This is a genomic window from Flavobacterium pokkalii, assembly GCF_014596575.1.
In the GTDB taxonomy this organism is placed as follows: Bacteria; Bacteroidota; Bacteroidia; order Flavobacteriales; family Flavobacteriaceae; genus Flavobacterium; species Flavobacterium pokkalii.
The window spans coordinates 88,380-104,914 of sequence record NZ_NASZ01000005.1 but is presented as its reverse complement, the minus strand read 5'-3'; the positions used below and the strand labels follow the sequence as shown (position 1 = coordinate 104,914).

Genomic DNA, 16,535 nt, shown 5'->3' with positions numbered 1-16,535 from the left:
ACGTACTTTCTTTTATGGAAATTCAACAAAATTTTTCTTTAAAAAACTACAATACTTTTGGTATCGAAGCCAAAGCCAAATTATTTGTTGCGGTTCATTCTGTAGCCGAATTAAAAAGCATTTTGGAACAAAATGAAAACGAGAAAAAATTCATTTTAGGCGGCGGTAGCAATATGTTACTCACTCAGAACGTAGATGCTTTGGTGATTCATATTGATTTGAAAGGAAAAAAAATCATCAAAGAAGATGAGGATTTTGTATGGATTGAAAGTCAGGCGGGTGAAAACTGGCATGAATTGGTGCTTTGGACCATTGACCAAAATTTCGGCGGATTGGAAAACATGTCTTTAATTCCGGGAAATGTAGGAACTACTCCGGTTCAAAATATTGGTGCTTACGGAACCGAAATCAAAGATACTTTTGTTTCCTGCGAAGCTATGAATATTGCCACTCAGGAAATGAAAACTTTCAACAATGCCGAATGTAAATTTGGTTACCGCGAAAGTATTTTTAAAAACGAAGTAAAAGGCGAATACATTATTACTTCGGTTATATTCAAACTAACAAAACGCAACCATAAAATCAATACTTCTTACGGAGATATTCTGGGAGAACTGGCTAAAAATAACATTTCGACCCCAGGACTGAAAGACGTCAGTAATGCCGTGATTGCCATCCGTCAGAGCAAATTACCCGATCCGAAAGAACTGGGAAACAGCGGTAGTTTTTTTAAAAATCCAATTATTTCTAAAACGGAATTTGAAAAGATTAACGCTAAATTTCCGGAGATGAAATTCTTTGAAGTATCTGACACGGAAGTCAAAGTTCCGGCTGGCTGGCTGATTGAACAGGCCGGTTTAAAAGGAAAACGATTTGGCGATGCCGGAATTCATAAAAATCAGGCGCTGGTTTTAGTGAATTATGGACAGGCAACCGGACAGGAAATTCTGGATGTTGCTAAAAAAGTACAACAAACTGTTTTAGAAACTTTTGGAATAAAAATAGAAGCCGAAGTCAACATTATTTAGCCCGAAAATCAAGGCTCAAATTTTTCTTGTAAAATTCACATTCTATCATTTCCAAATCCTAATTCTATTCATACCTTTGCACACTCCCGAAAGCTTTCGGGATTAATAACCCATTAAACACCGATGCTTATACTGATTCTTTACTTTTTTATTGCTGTTGTTGCTATTCAAATTGCGTATTATTTAGGTGTTTTTGGGAAATTTGCTTTCGCCAAAGCGCAAAAAATAACACCCAAAAGAATTCCGATTTCCGTTATTGTCTGTGCCAAAAATGAAGAAGAAAATGTGGCCAAATATGTGCCGCTTCTAGCCGAACAAAACTACCCTGATTTTGAGATTGTTTTAATCGACGACGCTTCGAGTGATAACACTTTAGAATTATTTGAAGCTTTCGAGAAACAATATTCTAACATTCGTCTCGTTAAGGTTCAAAACAATGAAGCATTTTGGGCCAATAAAAAATATGCATTGACCTTAGGAATCAAAGCGGCTAAAAAAGAATATTTGCTATTTACCGATGCGGATTGTTACCCAACATCAAAAGACTGGATTACGGCTATGAGTTCGCAATTTACCTTACATAAAACGATTGTTTTAGGCTACGGAGGCTATGAAAAAATAGCCAATTCGTTCCTGAACAAAATCATTCGTTACGAAACGGTGCTTACTGCGGTTCAGTATTTTTCCTGGGCAAAATTAGGACATCCGTACATGGGCGTAGGCCGCAATATGGCTTATAAAAAAGAAGAATTTTTCAGGGTAAACGGTTTTATCAACCACATTCAGGTGCGCTCCGGTGATGATGATTTATTTATTAACGAGGCAGCTAACGGAGGAAATACTACTGTGGCTTACAGTCCGGAAAGTTTTACGTATTCGGCACCCAAAAAAACCTATAAAGAATGGTTTACCCAAAAAAGACGCCACGTAGCGACTGCCAAGCATTACAAAGCAATTGACCAGTTTCAGTTGGCTTTCTTTTACAGTTCCCAATTGTTGTTTTTTATTCTGGCAATAGTTTTACTGGCTTTCCAATTCCAATGGATTGTGGTAACCGCTTTAATCGGTTTACGTTATTTATGCGCCTGGATTGCCGTAGGATTTTCGGCAGGGAAACTCAAAGAAAAAGACATCAAATTTTGGTTTCCCTTCATTGAATTCGCATTGGTTTTTACCCAATTCAATGTGTTTTTAACTAATATTTTTTCAAAACCGGTCAATTGGAAATAAGTACTCAAATCGAAAAAGCCAAACGGGGAGATCAATCGGCCTTTACTTTTCTGCTAAATCAGTATTGGAACGAGGTCTATGGTTTTATGCTCAAGCGCACGGAAAACGAAACCAACGCCGAAGACATTACCATAGAAACCTTCTCGAAAGCTTTTGACAAAATTGCTACTTACAATCCCGAATTCCAATTCAACACCTGGTTGATTTCGATTGCCAAGAATGTTTATATCGACATGCTTCGCAAAAGAAAATCGAGTCTTTTTGTGGAAATTACCGAACAGGAAGACCAGAAAGCCTACAACATTGCCGATACCACGCCGTCTAAAGAAGACGAACTGATTACCGAGCAAAACCTCTCGCAATTACTGCAATACATTAAAGAACTGAAACCGCATTATCAGGAAGTGATCCAACTGCGTTATTTTCAAGAAATGAGCTATCAGGAAATAGCCAATAAAATTGACGAACCCCTCAATAACGTCAAAATCAAACTCCTAAGAGCCAAGAAACTTTTGGCTGAGATTATTAATAATAAACGATAGTTTTTTTACCATTAAGGGATTAAGTTGCATTAAGAGTTTTTTTTAATGTAATTGTATTTTGTATTGTATTCACTTTTACAAGTAAGAAAAGTTTTTATATTTTTGAAACATATACACACCTCTTCATTTTTATGATATAAATAATTCTATTTAGGAGTGTATATCTTTGGTAAGATATAATTTAAATAAAAACAGAATATGAATATTATAGTTAAATATTTACTAGTAACTCTTTTAGGTTTTACATCCTCATTTATTCAGGGACAAGAAAATAACACAAACAACATTGACAAACATTTATGTAAAAACAACAATATTAAATGTATTAAAGTATTTGATTTTAAACTTAAAAATGACACACAAACAGGTGATGGTCATCTATTATTTCAATGGAAATACAATCCTAAAGGCTTATTAATTGAATCCGTTTCTTCCATTCCACCATTAAAAAAGGAAATTAAAAATCAATATAAATATGATTCAAAAGAATATTTAATTGAAAAAACGAATTTTTTATTTGGTACTCCATCAATTGAGAAATCATCTTATGACATAAATACATCCGGTCAAACAATACAGAAAACTGAAGGTTTAAAAACATGGCTATATACTTATAATGAAAAGGGAAATCTTATTGAAGAAAAATGGTATTATAGTGGTAAAAATTTATCCAACAAATTCTTTTTGGACAAGTATGAATACAACAATCAAAATTTAATAACAAAGATGGTCAGATATCGTCCTGACAATACTATCTTTTTCTATAAAACATTCGAATATGACAACAATAATAATCCAACCAAAATATCGAGATTCCAAAATAGCAGAAGAACAAATATCTGGATATACAAATATGATAACCAAGGAAACAAAATTGACGAACAATATTTTGAAGATGGTATTTTAACAATGTGGAGCAAATCAAAATACGATAAAAAAGGTCTAATTACTGAACAAAAAGGTAGGTTGAATGGCGCTGAAGAAGAATACTTCAGAAAATATACTTATGAATATTTTTAACTCGATAACTAGGATTTGCATTCTGTGCCCACGCTGCCGCACGAATCCTTTCGTGTGGCATTTTACTTTATAGAATTACTTGATGAGATTCCTCATTCTTCGGAATGACAAGATTGAGAATAATTATAAAAACTCTGGTTCTCGTTTGCAACAAGAACAAAAACCTTAAGGCAACTTAATCTCTTAATAGTTCCATATCTTTAAAAAAGTCTTTTCGCACAAACGACAAAGAAAATTAAAAATATCCTCAATACTTAGAAAATTTTCTAACTTCTCAGGATTACCGCCTCCACAGCCTTGCATCCCTTGTAAACTGTGGATTTTTGTATTCTCACGTAGCTCCCTAAGCTCACTTAGACACAATACTTACGTATAAATACTTAATTATTTTACCAAAACTGTGTTTTCGCAACTTTTAATCCGAACAATGCAACTAATTTTGTCTTTTAAATAAGTAAAACACTTAGACATAAGTTCGCTACTTAGAAAAAAATAATGATAACAATTAATTTTTTGCAAAATGAGTTCAATTTCAACAAATCAACCGCTTTCAAAATTAAATATTTTTAGTGCTAAAGGCGTTCAAATGCGTACGTTCCATATTACCTGGTTAACCTTTTTCTTTTCCTTTTTTGCATGGTTTGGAATGTCATCACTTATGCCATTAGCTAAAGAGCAATTACATCTTACTAAAGACCAATTAGGTAACATTCAAATTGCTGCTGTATCTGCAACGATCATCGCCAGATTATTAATCGGGAGATTAGTGGATAAATTTGGACCAAGATTAACCTACACCTGGCTATTAGTTGTTTGTTCCATACCGGTATTTTTAATCGGTACTTCACAATCGTATGAAAGTTTCCTCCTTTTCAGATTAGCTATTGGTGTTATTGGTGCTTCTTTTGTTATCACACAATTTCATACTTCGGTAATGTTTGCCCCATCAATCAAAGGAACGGCTAATGCAACAGCTGGTGGATTTGGAAATGCTGGTGCCGGATTAGCTAATATTATGATGCCAATTATTGCTGCAGGATGTGTAGGATTAGGACTTTGCACAGAACAGGACAGCTGGAGATATGCCATGATTGTTCCGGGATTCATGTTATTGTTTTTTGCTTTTATCTATTTCAGATATACCAAAGATTTACCAAATGGGAACTACAAAGAACTTGGTATTGAAAATAAAAATAAAGAAAACACCTTTATGCTGGCGGTTAAAGATTACCGTACCTGGGTTTTAACTATTGCTTATGCTGCTTGTTTTGGTGTTGAAATCACTATTGATAATTTTGCTCCAATTTATTTCACAGACACTTTTGGAGCCAGTTTAAAAACAGCAGGAATCTGCGCCGGAATTTTTGGATTAATCAATCTTTTTGCAAGACCACTGGGAGGAATTGTTGCTGATAAAGTGGGTAAAAGCTATGGTTTCTCAGGTAAAAATTTATTGCTTGCCTTATTACTTGTATTAGAAGGTATCGGAATTATTTTCTTTGGAATGACTGATCAATTAGGTGTGGCTATCTTTTTAATGTTCTTATTTGGAGTAAGTTTAAAAATGGCAAACGGTGCTACTTATAGTCTTGTACCATTCGTAAACCCAAAAGCTGTAGGAAGTGTTGCCGGAATTGTAGGAGCGGGTGGAAATATCGGAGCGATGCTGATTGCTTTCTTATTCAAAGCAAAAGCAGTTAAATTTTCCAGAGATGTAATTAACGAAACAGGCGTAGCACAAACTAAAGATTTAATTGATTATACGAATGCTTTTTACATCTTAGGAATTATCATTCTGATTACCGGAGTTATTGTTTTAGCAGTAAAATTTGCCGTTAAAACTAAAGAAGAAAACGAAGTTATCAATGTAGATAGCAAAGAACCTGCTTTCGCATTTGTAAAATCAAAATAATACAATTTTAAATCCAAGAGTATTTAGACACAAATTTAAAGTTTTGATTATCATTTATTTTAAACAGAAATCCGTCCCGATTTAAAAAGCGAGACGGATTTTTTAGTCTTTAAAATCAATTAAAGACCTAAACGCAGGCTTGGGGTACCCACGCTTATTCGGGTATTTACCGATGAAGGTGCGTAGCTTCTTTGGTAACGGGGATTGTCATAACCGTAGTAATAATAACCGGCATAGGTATAAAAACCGGCATCATGGTGACAATGAGCGTCACAGTGGTTATAATGTTCGGCATAAACCTCTTTTTTACTCGCAATATAGGCGCGGTAAGCTTTTCGGTTCTTTGCTTTCAATTGTTTCTCGTAGGCTTTTTGCTCTTTCCAAAAGGCTTTTTCTTCCGCCTTGGTTTTAGCCACGAAAGCCAACTCAAATTGAGCGTCTTCCGCTCCTCTTTTTTCATAATAACTCATTTTCTCCGCATAAGCATTTACATTTGCTTCCGCTTTTACAGCGGTTTGCTGCGCCTGCAAATGAGTAACTGTCCCTAAAAAGAATAAGGCAAACAAAATTTTTATCGTTTTCATAATCGTATCATTTAGTTGTTAAAGACTACTTTTATCAGTAAGACAACTTAAAAGCGGTTTTCCCTACCCGCGCTAATCATTTTTAGTGTATTTTTACATAGACAAGCGCAAATTCCTATCTAAACTAATTGCTTTGGAAAACTTATACTTATTTATTTTATTGGCGCTGCTGGCCGAAATTTTAGGAACGGTGGGAGGTTTTGGTTCTTCGTTGTTTTTCGTGCCTATTGCCAGTTATTTTTTGGATTTTCATTCGGTTTTAGGAATTACCGCCTTGTTTCATGTTTCGAGCAACCTTACTAAAATTGCTTTCTTCCGAAAAGGTTTCGACAAAAAACTATTGCTTACTATCGGCGTACCCGCAGTTGTTTTTGTGATTGTTGGCGCTTTTATCAGTAAATATATCGACAGCGAAACTCTGGAAATGGCTCTGGCTGGTTTTCTTATCGTGACGAGTTTGTTTTTTTTGTTTTTTAAAAATTTCAGCATCCAACCTACGGTTTCCAATTCCCTATTGGGCGGAACTTTATCCGGATTAATTGCCGGATTGTTAGGAACCGGAGGCGCTATTCGCGGCATGACGCTGGCAGCTTACAACCTGAAAATGGAGGTTTTTATTGCCACCTCAGCCATTATCGATTTGGCTATTGATTCCAGCCGAAGTTTTGTTTACACCTACAACGGCTATGTCCACCAACATGATTTGTACCTGATTCCTATTTTGCTGGTAGTTAGTATTATTGGAACTTATATTGGAAAAAAAATCCTCGAACGCATTTCCGAAGAACAATTCAAATCCATTGTCTTAATTTTAATTTTAATCACCGGGATCGTGACACTTTCGAAAGTGATTTGGAACTAAAAAAAAATCGCAAATTAGAACGTTCTTCTTCTAATTTGCGATTGTAATAAAATGGCAAAAATTATTACACGGTTTCTTCTTCCTCCTCGGTTACAAATTCCATGTGATCTTCAATTTCGGCAACAACCGGCTTGGAAGCTTTCAGCGCATTGAAACGCTCTACTTGTTCTAATTCGTCTTCATCACCACTGAAATAAGGAAAAACATCTAAAACTGCCGATTCAGAAATGGCTGGAATCGTATAATCCCCCATCGTTCCTTTCATCGTATGCACCGTATTGTCATAAGCCTCTTTTACATCATTGGCTTGCACCAAAAAATACATATTGGTCTTGCGTTCCTTACCGCTTTCTTCGTCATAAGCCAGTAACGAAATCTTCGATTTAAACCAGCGATCGGCATTTTCAAACGGGTGAATTTCGGCATAATTGGCCACTTTTATGTTGGCAATTTTAAATTCTTCACTCACATAAGCCTTCATTTCCTCATTAATCCGACTCTCAGCTTCCGTGAAAGAAATAGCGTCCACCAAATAAATTTCACCTACCATTTTTTGATTCCCGGTTTCATCCGTTTTTCTATATTTTACTTTGCATTCGTACCAAGTTGCCATAATTTGTTTTTTTTAAGGATGCCAAAGATAATTTTTAGCACTAAAAAAACAGCAAATTATTGAAATAGATATTCACAATTTTGAAGACCAAAACTTATTTCCCTCACTGTAAGATGACTGCAAATTAATTATCGCCGAATTTAAACAATCCGACTTTTTCTTTATAAATCCATCACCTACTATCCCAAACCGACTGGAACTTAAATATTCTCAATTGCTTCACATAATGAATAAAAAAAGGGATAAAAACTAGTAAAAACAAGACTTCACAAGTTTCTAACCCGCTAAAACCAAAGCTTTAACAAATGTTATTTTTTTGTTAAAGAAAAATTAAACAACTGTTTAATTTAAACGGTTGTTTAATTTTGTATCCGAATTAAAAAATAAATCCAAGTGAAAACTGATTTTAATGAAAAACAAATTCAAATTCTGCTGATAGCCGAAAAATTATTTGCAGAAAATGGATTCGAGGGAACTTCGATTAGAACCATTGCCAAGGAAGCCGATATTAATATTGCTATGGTATCCTATTATTTTGGTTCGAAAGAAAAATTATTGGAAGCCTTAATTGTCTATCGCACTTCTGATTTAAAAATTCAAATGGAAAATTTATCGGTTGAAAATTTAGATCCAATCGAAAAAATTGACAAACTGATCGAGCTTTATATCAACCGCATTCGATGCAACAAAGGAATTTACCGCATCTTACATTTTGAATTTTCTTCTGAAGAAATGGAAGAAAAAATGAAAATTTTAAATGATGTGAGAGACCGGAATTTGAAATCAATCGAAACGATTATTCATGAAGGTCAGGCAAAAGGAATTTTTAGAAAAGATGTCAATATTCCGCTGATTTCTCCAACAATCATGGGAACCTTCTTCCACTTTTCGATGAACAAAGCCTATTTCAAAAAACTTTTGAAACTTGACACTGACGAAGCTTTTGAAAATTATATACAAACAACGTTTAAAACGCACATACAACAAACAATCAAAGCACTTCTGATATATGAAAGCTAATTATTTACTACTCTTTGGGGTTTTATTTCTGGGAATTACTTCCGCAGAAGCACAGGAAAAAAAGAGTTTAACGCTCGATGAAGCCATTCATCTGGCCTGGGAAAAAAGTAACGAAGTGAACTTGGCCAACGCTAAAGTAACGACTAAAAAATTCGAATTGCAGTCGGTAAAAAACCACCGTTATCCGGATTTAAAAGCTTCGGCTCAATACCAACGATTGACTAAGGCTAAAATTGACCTGAAAAGCAATAGTTCGGACAGCGAATCGGACACCAAAGCTCCTAATGTGGACCAATTGGTTTTAGGACAAATCACAGCTAATTTGCCTGTTTTTTCCGGTTTTAAACTAAACAACAGCATCAAAGTTTCGGATAACTTATTACAGGCCGAAACTGCCAATGCGCTACAAACTAAGGAAGAAACCGCAATGAAAGTCATCAATTATTATGTGGCTTTGTATCAGGCGGAAAAAACGGTAGAATTACTGAACGAAAATTACAAAAGCGCCGAACAGCGTGTGAAAGATTTCACTGAATTGGAAAAAAACGAAATCGTCCCAAAAAACGATTTGCTAAAAACCCAATTGCAGCTTTCTAAAGTTCAATTATCACTGGATAAAGCGAACAGCGATTTGAATGTGGTAAATTACGAATTGGCAAGCTTGTTAAAACTGGATCCAAATACAAAAATTGTGGTCAGCGAAAGTGATTTTTCAACTTTTGAAATGAACAATATCCCGACCAACGAAAATCCGGCTTTGGAAAACCGTAAAGATTTAGAAGCCTTGCGCTATCAGGAAAAAGCCAGTTTGGCGAACATCAAAGTAGCACGAAGCGGTTATTATCCTTCTTTGGCACTGATTGGCGGATACACGACTTTGGATTTGAAAAATGTAGTCAACGTTCAAAATGCGATGAATTTTGGAATCGGACTTTCGTATAATATCAGTGATATTTTCAAAAACGGAACTGAGGTTAAAATCGCCAAAAGTAAAGCGGCTGAGATTCAAAATACCGAAATCATGCTGACCGATCATATCAAAATTCAGGTTCAAAAAGCCTTAGAAGATTATGATTTATCTGTAAAACAAAACCAAGTGTACACACAGGCAGTGGATCAGGCGACTGAAAATTACCGAATCATTAAAGACAAATACGACAACGGACTGGCTGACACCAATGATTTACTGGAGGCCGATGTAGAGCAATTGAGTGCCAAAATCAATAAGGCTGTTGCCAAAACAAATGTGATTCAAAAATATTACAACTTATTAGCTGTAACAGGACAATTAAACCAAACTTTCAATCTTTCTAAAATATAATCGATACCCAAAATGGAAAAGAAAAAAACAAATAAGAAATTCATCGCAATAATAGGTTCTCTAATCCTGTTAGGCGTGGTATATGGTTCTTACAAATACATTCACTCCTTATCTCACGAAGGAACTGATGATGCCCAAATTGAAAAATACATGACTCCGATTATCCCAAGAGTTTCGGGTTATGTAAAGAAAGTCTATATCAAAGACAATGATTTTGTAAAAAAAGGAGACACTTTGTTTACTATAGATCAAAAAGATTATCAGTTAAAAATTGACGAAGCTAACGCCGCTTTGGCTGCAGCCGAAGGAAACTTCGAAGTTTCAAAAGCTGATATTGGTAGTATTTTAGCCAGCATTTCCGTTTCGGATGCCAATGTAAAATCGGCAACAGGAAATATTCAAACTGCTAAAATCAAATTAGGATTAGCGACGAATGATTTTAACCGTTACAGTAATTTGTACAAAAATCATACGATTACTAAACAACAATACGAGCAGGCTTTAGCTGCCAAACAGGAAGCTGAAAATCAGGTTCGTATTTTAGAGCAACAACAAAAAGCTTCGGCTTTCCAAAAATCGGTAATTCAGGCAAAATCAATTGTTTCTAACAAAGAAACGGATGTGGCTTCAGCCAATATCAAAAGAGCGCAGGCTTTATTAGAATCGGCAAAATTAAATTTAAGCTATACGGTAATTACTGCTGCTATTGACGGACAGGTTTCTAAAATTGACATTCAACCGGGACAGTTAGTACAACCAGGACAATCTTTGTTCTACATTATCAATAACAACGAAGCTTGGGTAATTGCTAATTTTAAAGAAACCCAATTGAACAAAATGGTTGCCGGACAAAAAGTAGCTTTAAAAGTAGATGCCTATCCTGATTATGAATTTACAGGAACCATAACTTCATTTTCACCGGCAACAGGAGCCCGTTTTTCCATCTTACCTCCGGATAATGCAACCGGAAACTTTGTAAAAACCATTCAGCGTTTGCCAGTAAAAATCAGTATTGATTCATCAAACGATATTGAAAAAGTAAAATTATTGCGTCCGGGAATGAATGTGGACGTAGATGTACATATTAAATAATTATGATTGCAGACGATGATTTAGTAGAATATGGCTTTAGGAGGGTTATCATTACCATTACCGCAGTACTTTGTGCGCTGCTGGAAATTGTAGATACCACTATTGTCAATGTGGCTTTGACCGACATGAGGGGAAGCCTAGGAGCTACCTTAACGGATGTAGCCTGGGTAATTACTGCCTATGCTATTGCCAACGTTATCGTAATCCCCATGACGAGCTGGCTTTCGCAACAATTTGGAAGACGTAATTATTTTGCTGTATCGATCATTATTTTTACGGTTTCTTCCTTTTTATGCGGAAATGCCTCTAACATTTGGGAATTGGTTGTCTTTCGATTCATACAGGGTTTAGGTGGTGGCGCTTTATTAGTAACAGCCCAAACCATTATTACCGAAAGTTATCCGGTAGCCAAACGTGGAATGGCGCAGGCAATTTACGGAATGGGAGTTATTGTAGGACCGACATTGGGTCCGCCATTAGGAGGTTATTTAGTAGATAATTATTCCTGGCCTTACATTTTTTACATCAATATTCCGTTAGGAATTATTGCTACGCTTTTAACACTTAGCTTTGTAAGAAGTCCGAAATACGGTGAAAAATTAAAATCCCATCAGGTAGACTGGTACGGAATTATCTTATTAGCCACTTTTATCGGTTCGCTACAATTTGTTTTGGAACACGGGCAACAGGACGATTGGTTTAACGATAATCTGATTGTTACACTAAGTATTGTTTCATTGTTTGGTTTAATCCTTTTCATCTGGAGACAATTAGTGTACAAATATCCTATTGTAAACTTAAAAGTATTAAAAGATGGAAATCTTAGAATTGGTACCATTATGAGTTTCATCATGGGATTCGGGTTGTACGGTTCGACATTGATTATTCCAATTTACACCCAGTCTATTTTAGGATGGACCGCTACTGATGCCGGTTTATTGCTAATTCCGGGTTCGATAACAACCGCATTTATGATGCCTTTTGTGGGTAGAATGATTCAAAAAGGAGTTCCGCAGGGCTATATGGTCGCTGTAGGTTTCTTAATCTTCTTTATTTTCACCCTGACCATGTATTTTAACATGACTCCGGATACCGGTGTCGAACACATGTACTGGCCGTTGATTTTAAGAGGAATTGGTTTGGGATTATTATTCGTTCCAATTACCACTTTATCACTTTCAACACTTAAAGGGAAAAGTATCGGAGAAGGCGCCGCTTTTACGGGAATGATGCGTCAATTGGGAGGTTCTTTCGGGATTGCTATTATTACCACCTTCATCACCCGATTAACCCAATCGCATCGTGTGAATTTGGTGGCCAATTTAGACGGCAGTTCGTTTGAAGTACAACAACGAATCGCCCAAATGCAAAAAAGCTTTATGGCTAAAGGATTTTCGATAAATGAATCTCTGGATAAAGCCTATCAGGTATTAGATTTTTCAGTAATGAAACAAAGTACCGTATTGGCTTACATGGATATTTTCCTTTATTTGGGATTGTTATTTTTATGCTGCATCCCTTTTATCTTATTAATTAAGAAAGGAAAAACACAAATCAACGCTGCCGATGCCATGCACTAATTTAAAGTTAGAAGTGGGGAGTTAGAAGTTGGAAGTCTGAAATTCGAGAATAGAAAAAGCCGTCCTGAAGAATAATCGGAACGGCTTTTCTCTTTTCTCTTACTTCTAAAATCTACCTCGTAAAAACCAAATGATTCCCTTTGGATAAATTAGCATCAAACTGATAGCCTTCGTAATTAAAACCTTTTAAATCATCAATCGTTTCGGCCTGCGTATCGATGATATAACGCACCATCATTCCTCTGGCTTTTTTGGCAAAAAAACTAATCATTTTCAACTTACCATCTTTATAATCTTTAAAATCCGGTGTAATAACAGGCACTTTTAACGCCTTAGTATCAATTGCAGAAAAATATTCGTTACTGGCTAAATTCACAAACAATTCATCTTTTTTAAGTTCTTTATTAAGTGCATTAGTTAAGGTTGTTTTCCAAAAATCATAAAGATTCTTTTTATCATCAATAGGTAATTTGGTTCCCATTTCCAAGCGGTAGGCCTGTATCAAATCCAAAGGTTTTAAAATTCCGTACAATCCGGATAAAATTCTAAGTTTGTCCTGAAGCACTTCTAATTGCTCCACCGGAATCGTATAAGCATCTAAGCCTGTATAAACATCGCCGTCAAAAGTATAAACCGCCGGACGGGCATTTTCGGGCGAAAAAGGTGTTTTCCACGCTTTATTACGTTGCCAGTTCAAATCGGCTAATTTATCTGAAATCGACATCAAATCAGACAAATCTTTCGGTGATTGCTGTTTCAAAACCTTGTGTACTTGTCGGGATTCTTTTAAAAAGGTCGGCTGCGTAAATTGTGCTGTAGGCAATTCTTTTTCAAAATTTAAGGATTTGGCCGGAGATATAACTATTTTCATAAATATTATTGACGTTTTTTCTTTTGCTTTCCAAAAATACTACATTGGAAACAAATTAAAAGACCGAATGTTATAGTTTTAATCAAATGCAGGATAAAGAGATTCTATACTTCTTTAACTTCCTAATTTCAAAAGTTTTAACTCCTGACTTCTTTTCGAAAGTCTAAAAAATATTTTTCCTGCTTTAATAAATTAATAAAAAAAACAAAGGCAATTTCCCGTTTCGTTATTTTAGTCGGATTTAAACTCCCTAATATTATCATTTTTACAGCAGGTTTTTACTAAGTATTTCGTTATTTTTGCATATCTCTACATTTTTTCTAAATATAGAAGCAAAAAGAATCATTTCTTTAACTAAATGACAAAAACAAACTCAGTTATATGAAAAAAACAATTAAGCGCCTTTACAATTCCGACTTATTTAAAGAATTTTTTGAAAACGAAAAATCCAGTGGATTGGTTTTAATAGCCTGTACTATAGCTTCTTTACTACTTGCAAATTCTATTTTTTCCAACGAATATTTGCATACCTGGCACATGAAAATTGGAACCGAAAGTCTGGAATATTGGATTAATGACGGCTTAATGACTATTTTCTTCTTACTCATCGGATTAGAGTTGGAACGCGAAATCTATCAGGGCGAATTATCAAACATAAAAGAAGCCTTATTACCTATTTTTGCGGCACTTGGCGGTATGCTGGTTCCTGCCGGGATTTATTTACTGCTCAATGCCGGTACACCCACTCATTCCGGTGCGGGAATCCCAATGGCTACCGATATTGCATTTGCCTTAGGTGTTTTGTCATTATTAGGAAACCGGGTGCCTTTGTCGCTAAAAGTATTCTTAACAGCCTTAGCCGTTATTGACGATTTAGGTGCTATTTTGGTAATTGCTATTTTTTATACCAAATCACTTTCCTGGATAAACTTAGGAGTTGCAATGGGTATTTTATTGTTTTTATTTATCCTGAACCGAAGAAAAGTTCACAATCTTATTCCGTATCTGATTGGTGGAGTAATCATGTGGTATTTCATGCTTAATTCCGGAATTCATGCTACAATTACCGGAGTTTTATTGGCCTTTGTAATTCCTTTTGGCGACGGAAGTAAAAACACCATTTCTTACAAGTTGCAGCATTTTTTACACAAACCGGTAGCCTTTATTATCCTTCCTTTGTTTGCTTTGGCAAATACGGCTATCGTTTTAGGCTCGGATATTGCCGAAGCATTGCATTTAAATTACAGTATGGGAATTATACTGGGCTTAGTGTTAGGTAAACCAATAGGAATCTCCCTGTTTAGCTTTTTAGCTGTTTCGGTCGGGCTGTGTAAATTACCTTCCGATTTAAATTGGAAAAAAATCATAAGCATAGGATTTTTAGGCGGAATTGGTTTTACCATGTCTATTTTTGTAACTTTATTAGCATTTGATGATCATCACATCATTAACAATGCTAAATTCATCATCCTGATTTCTTCGTTAACTGCAGGATGCATTGGCTTTTTGGCATTAAAGCAAAATTTAAAGAAAAAGAAAAAACATGCAATCGCCAATTAGAAAACTATTTGCTTACATCAACCTGAACAAAGGTGAAGAAGACAAAACCAAAGTTCTGGAAAATGTAAGAACTAATATCTCTTTCAGGGGCTCTAATTTATGGATTTTGGCCTGTGCCATTGTAGTAGCTTCGGTAGGATTAAACGTCAATTCTACCGCTGTAATTATTGGTGCCATGTTAATTTCCCCTTTGATGGGACCTATCGTGGGTGCTGGTTTCGGACTGGGAACTTATGATTTTGATTTACTCAAAAGATCCTTAAAAAACCTGGTTATCGCCACCATTGTAAGTTTATTGGTTTCTACTGTTTATTTTTATATCAGTCCGTTCAAAGAAGCACAACCGGAACTTTTGTCCCGAACGTCACCTAATATTTACGATATTCTTATCGCTTTTTTTGGTGGAATTGTAGGCGCTGTCGCCATTACGCGCGTGGAAAAAGGAAATCCGATTCCGGGTGTTGCCATCGCCACCGCCTTGATGCCGCCGCTTTGTACCGCCGGTTACGGACTCGCAACAGGAAGTTTTAAATTCTTTTTTGGAGCCATGTATTTGTACTCCATCAACTGTATTTTTATTTGTATTTCGACTTTCTTAATCGTGAAATATTTGGCTTATCCAACCAAAAAACAATTGGATGAACCTACCCAAAAAAAGGTAAAATATTACATCAGTACGCTTTTAACTATTTTTATTTTACCAAGTATTTACTTTGCTTATTTGTTATTTGAAGAGAAAAAATTCGAACAGCAAATTGCCGTTTTTACCGAAAGAGAATTTACCGAAAAAGGCATTACTATTGTCTATCAAAAAACACAATTCAACAAAAATCCGAAAATAATAGAACTCGGTTTTCTTTCAAAACGCTTTAGTGACAGCGAAATCAAAGATTTGAACAAAAGTTTGAAAGACTACGAATTAAACAACACCAAACTGATTGTAAAACAGGACACCACCGATTTAAAAAGCGATATTTTAAACGAAATCAAGTTTAACAAATCGACGATTAGTCAAAAAGACGTGACCATCCTGAATCTGAAAAAACAGCTGGCAGCCAATCAGTATAGCAACAAAGAATTACTGGCCGAAATGAAAATTTTATTCCCAAACATTGAGAACATTTCCATTTCCAATCACACTTTCAACGAAAATACCGATAGTTTAAAAATAGTTCCGGTATTGGTTTATAAAAGTAAAAACCAACTGGAATCGGTCGAAAAAAACAAATTAATGCAATGGTTAAAACAGCGTTTGAACAAAAAACGACTTGAAATTTACCATCAAAACCAATAATTTTAT

Annotated in this window: 15 protein-coding genes; 12 read left to right on the top strand and 3 right to left on the bottom strand. The window is 35.4% G+C overall.

Annotated elements, in window-relative coordinates; genetic code table 11:
* Positions 1 to 14: 14 nt before the first annotated feature.
* From murB to B6A10_RS05735, 5 genes are all read left to right on the top strand, one after another.
* Positions 15 to 1,028 carry a UDP-N-acetylmuramate dehydrogenase gene (gene murB, locus B6A10_RS05755; protein ID WP_188220072.1) on the top strand — a complete coding sequence of 338 codons (1,014 nt, stop codon included), beginning with the start codon at positions 15 to 17 and terminating at the stop codon, positions 1,026 to 1,028.
* Between the two features lie 123 nt (positions 1,029 to 1,151).
* Positions 1,152 to 2,258 (top strand): glycosyltransferase, encoded by a 1,107-nt coding sequence (locus tag B6A10_RS05750; RefSeq protein WP_055090839.1) that lies wholly within the window; start codon positions 1,152 to 1,154, stop codon positions 2,256 to 2,258.
* Entirely contained in the window at positions 2,249 to 2,800 is a 552-nt protein-coding gene (locus tag B6A10_RS05745) for an RNA polymerase sigma factor (protein ID WP_188220071.1), read from the top strand. Before B6A10_RS05750 ends, B6A10_RS05745 begins: the two co-directional genes overlap by 10 nt.
* 198 nt (positions 2,801 to 2,998) lie before the next feature.
* On the top strand, positions 2,999 to 3,820 hold the full coding sequence (locus B6A10_RS05740) for a hypothetical protein (RefSeq protein ID WP_188220070.1): 822 nt from the start codon (positions 2,999 to 3,001) through the stop codon (positions 3,818 to 3,820).
* A gap of 520 nt (positions 3,821 to 4,340) precedes the next feature.
* On the top strand, positions 4,341 to 5,732 hold the full coding sequence (locus tag B6A10_RS05735; RefSeq protein ID WP_188220069.1) for an MFS transporter: 1,392 nt from the start codon (positions 4,341 to 4,343) through the stop codon (positions 5,730 to 5,732).
* A gap of 119 nt (positions 5,733 to 5,851) precedes the next feature.
* Here the strand turns inward: B6A10_RS05735 and B6A10_RS05730 are convergent, their stop codons facing one another.
* The gene (locus B6A10_RS05730) at positions 5,852 to 6,316 is read right to left on the bottom strand and encodes a hypothetical protein (protein WP_188220068.1); all 465 of its coding nucleotides are present in this window, start codon (positions 6,314 to 6,316) and stop codon (positions 5,852 to 5,854) included.
* Between the two features lie 133 nt (positions 6,317 to 6,449).
* On the opposite strand from B6A10_RS05730, the gene B6A10_RS05725 reads away from it, so the two are divergent.
* Positions 6,450 to 7,178 carry a sulfite exporter TauE/SafE family protein gene (locus B6A10_RS05725; RefSeq protein ID WP_188220067.1) on the top strand — a complete coding sequence of 243 codons (729 nt, stop codon included), beginning with the start codon at positions 6,450 to 6,452 and terminating at the stop codon, positions 7,176 to 7,178.
* Positions 7,179 to 7,242: 64 nt separating this feature from the next.
* Here B6A10_RS05725 and B6A10_RS05720 read toward each other — a convergent pair whose 3' ends face one another.
* Positions 7,243 to 7,794 carry a DUF4494 domain-containing protein gene (locus tag B6A10_RS05720; RefSeq protein ID WP_055090850.1) on the bottom strand — a complete coding sequence of 184 codons (552 nt, stop codon included), beginning with the start codon at positions 7,792 to 7,794 and terminating at the stop codon, positions 7,243 to 7,245.
* Between the two features lie 390 nt (positions 7,795 to 8,184).
* Here B6A10_RS05720 and B6A10_RS05715 point away from each other — a divergent pair, with 390 nt between their 5' ends.
* From B6A10_RS05715 to B6A10_RS05700, 4 genes are read left to right on the top strand one after another with little or no spacing between them, the layout of a single operon-like run.
* Complete coding sequence (locus B6A10_RS05715) at positions 8,185 to 8,811, top strand: TetR/AcrR family transcriptional regulator (RefSeq protein ID WP_035141258.1); 627 nt, start codon at positions 8,185 to 8,187, stop codon at positions 8,809 to 8,811.
* On the top strand, positions 8,801 to 10,132 hold the full coding sequence (locus B6A10_RS05710) for a TolC family protein (protein WP_188220066.1): 1,332 nt from the start codon (positions 8,801 to 8,803) through the stop codon (positions 10,130 to 10,132). Before B6A10_RS05715 ends, B6A10_RS05710 begins: the two co-directional genes overlap by 11 nt.
* Before the next feature lie 12 nt (positions 10,133 to 10,144).
* Positions 10,145 to 11,224, top strand: coding sequence for an HlyD family secretion protein (locus B6A10_RS05705; protein ID WP_188220065.1), 1,080 nt, complete (start codon positions 10,145 to 10,147; stop codon positions 11,222 to 11,224).
* Between the two features lie 2 nt (positions 11,225 to 11,226).
* On the top strand, positions 11,227 to 12,804 hold the full coding sequence (locus tag B6A10_RS05700; RefSeq protein ID WP_188220064.1) for an MDR family MFS transporter: 1,578 nt from the start codon (positions 11,227 to 11,229) through the stop codon (positions 12,802 to 12,804).
* 112 nt (positions 12,805 to 12,916) lie between these two features.
* Here B6A10_RS05700 and yaaA read toward each other — a convergent pair whose 3' ends face one another.
* Entirely contained in the window at positions 12,917 to 13,675 is a 759-nt protein-coding gene (gene yaaA, locus B6A10_RS05695; protein ID WP_188220063.1) for a peroxide stress protein YaaA, read from the bottom strand.
* Positions 13,676 to 14,056: 381 nt separating this feature from the next.
* On the opposite strand from yaaA, the gene nhaA reads away from it, so the two are divergent.
* Positions 14,057 to 15,235, top strand: a complete 1,179-nt coding sequence (gene nhaA / locus B6A10_RS05690) for a Na+/H+ antiporter NhaA (RefSeq protein ID WP_055090856.1) — start codon at positions 14,057 to 14,059, stop codon at positions 15,233 to 15,235.
* Positions 15,219 to 16,529, top strand: coding sequence for a TIGR00341 family protein (locus B6A10_RS05685; protein WP_188220062.1), 1,311 nt, complete (start codon positions 15,219 to 15,221; stop codon positions 16,527 to 16,529). Before nhaA ends, B6A10_RS05685 begins: the two co-directional genes overlap by 17 nt.
* The last annotated feature ends 6 nt before the right edge of the window (positions 16,530 to 16,535 follow it).

What these genes read in the sequence shown, in the direction of transcription:
- yaaA (WP_188220063.1), bottom strand. Translation starts at nt 13,675, where the DNA reads ATGAAAATAGTTATATCTCCGGCCAAATCCTTAAATTTTGAAAAAGAA.
- B6A10_RS05710 (WP_188220066.1), top strand. Translation starts at nt 8,801, where the DNA reads ATGAAAGCTAATTATTTACTACTCTTTGGGGTTTTATTTCTGGGAATT.
- B6A10_RS05740 (WP_188220070.1), top strand. Translation starts at nt 2,999, where the DNA reads ATGAATATTATAGTTAAATATTTACTAGTAACTCTTTTAGGTTTTACA.
- B6A10_RS05700 (WP_188220064.1), top strand. Translation starts at nt 11,227, where the DNA reads ATGATTGCAGACGATGATTTAGTAGAATATGGCTTTAGGAGGGTTATC.
- nhaA (WP_055090856.1), top strand. Translation starts at nt 14,057, where the DNA reads ATGAAAAAAACAATTAAGCGCCTTTACAATTCCGACTTATTTAAAGAA.
- B6A10_RS05735 (WP_188220069.1), top strand. Translation starts at nt 4,341, where the DNA reads ATGAGTTCAATTTCAACAAATCAACCGCTTTCAAAATTAAATATTTTT.
- B6A10_RS05685 (WP_188220062.1), top strand. Translation starts at nt 15,219, where the DNA reads ATGCAATCGCCAATTAGAAAACTATTTGCTTACATCAACCTGAACAAA.
- murB (WP_188220072.1), top strand. Translation starts at nt 15, where the DNA reads ATGGAAATTCAACAAAATTTTTCTTTAAAAAACTACAATACTTTTGGT.
- B6A10_RS05750 (WP_055090839.1), top strand. Translation starts at nt 1,152, where the DNA reads ATGCTTATACTGATTCTTTACTTTTTTATTGCTGTTGTTGCTATTCAA.
- B6A10_RS05705 (WP_188220065.1), top strand. Translation starts at nt 10,145, where the DNA reads ATGGAAAAGAAAAAAACAAATAAGAAATTCATCGCAATAATAGGTTCT.
- B6A10_RS05730 (WP_188220068.1), bottom strand. Translation starts at nt 6,316, where the DNA reads ATGAAAACGATAAAAATTTTGTTTGCCTTATTCTTTTTAGGGACAGTT.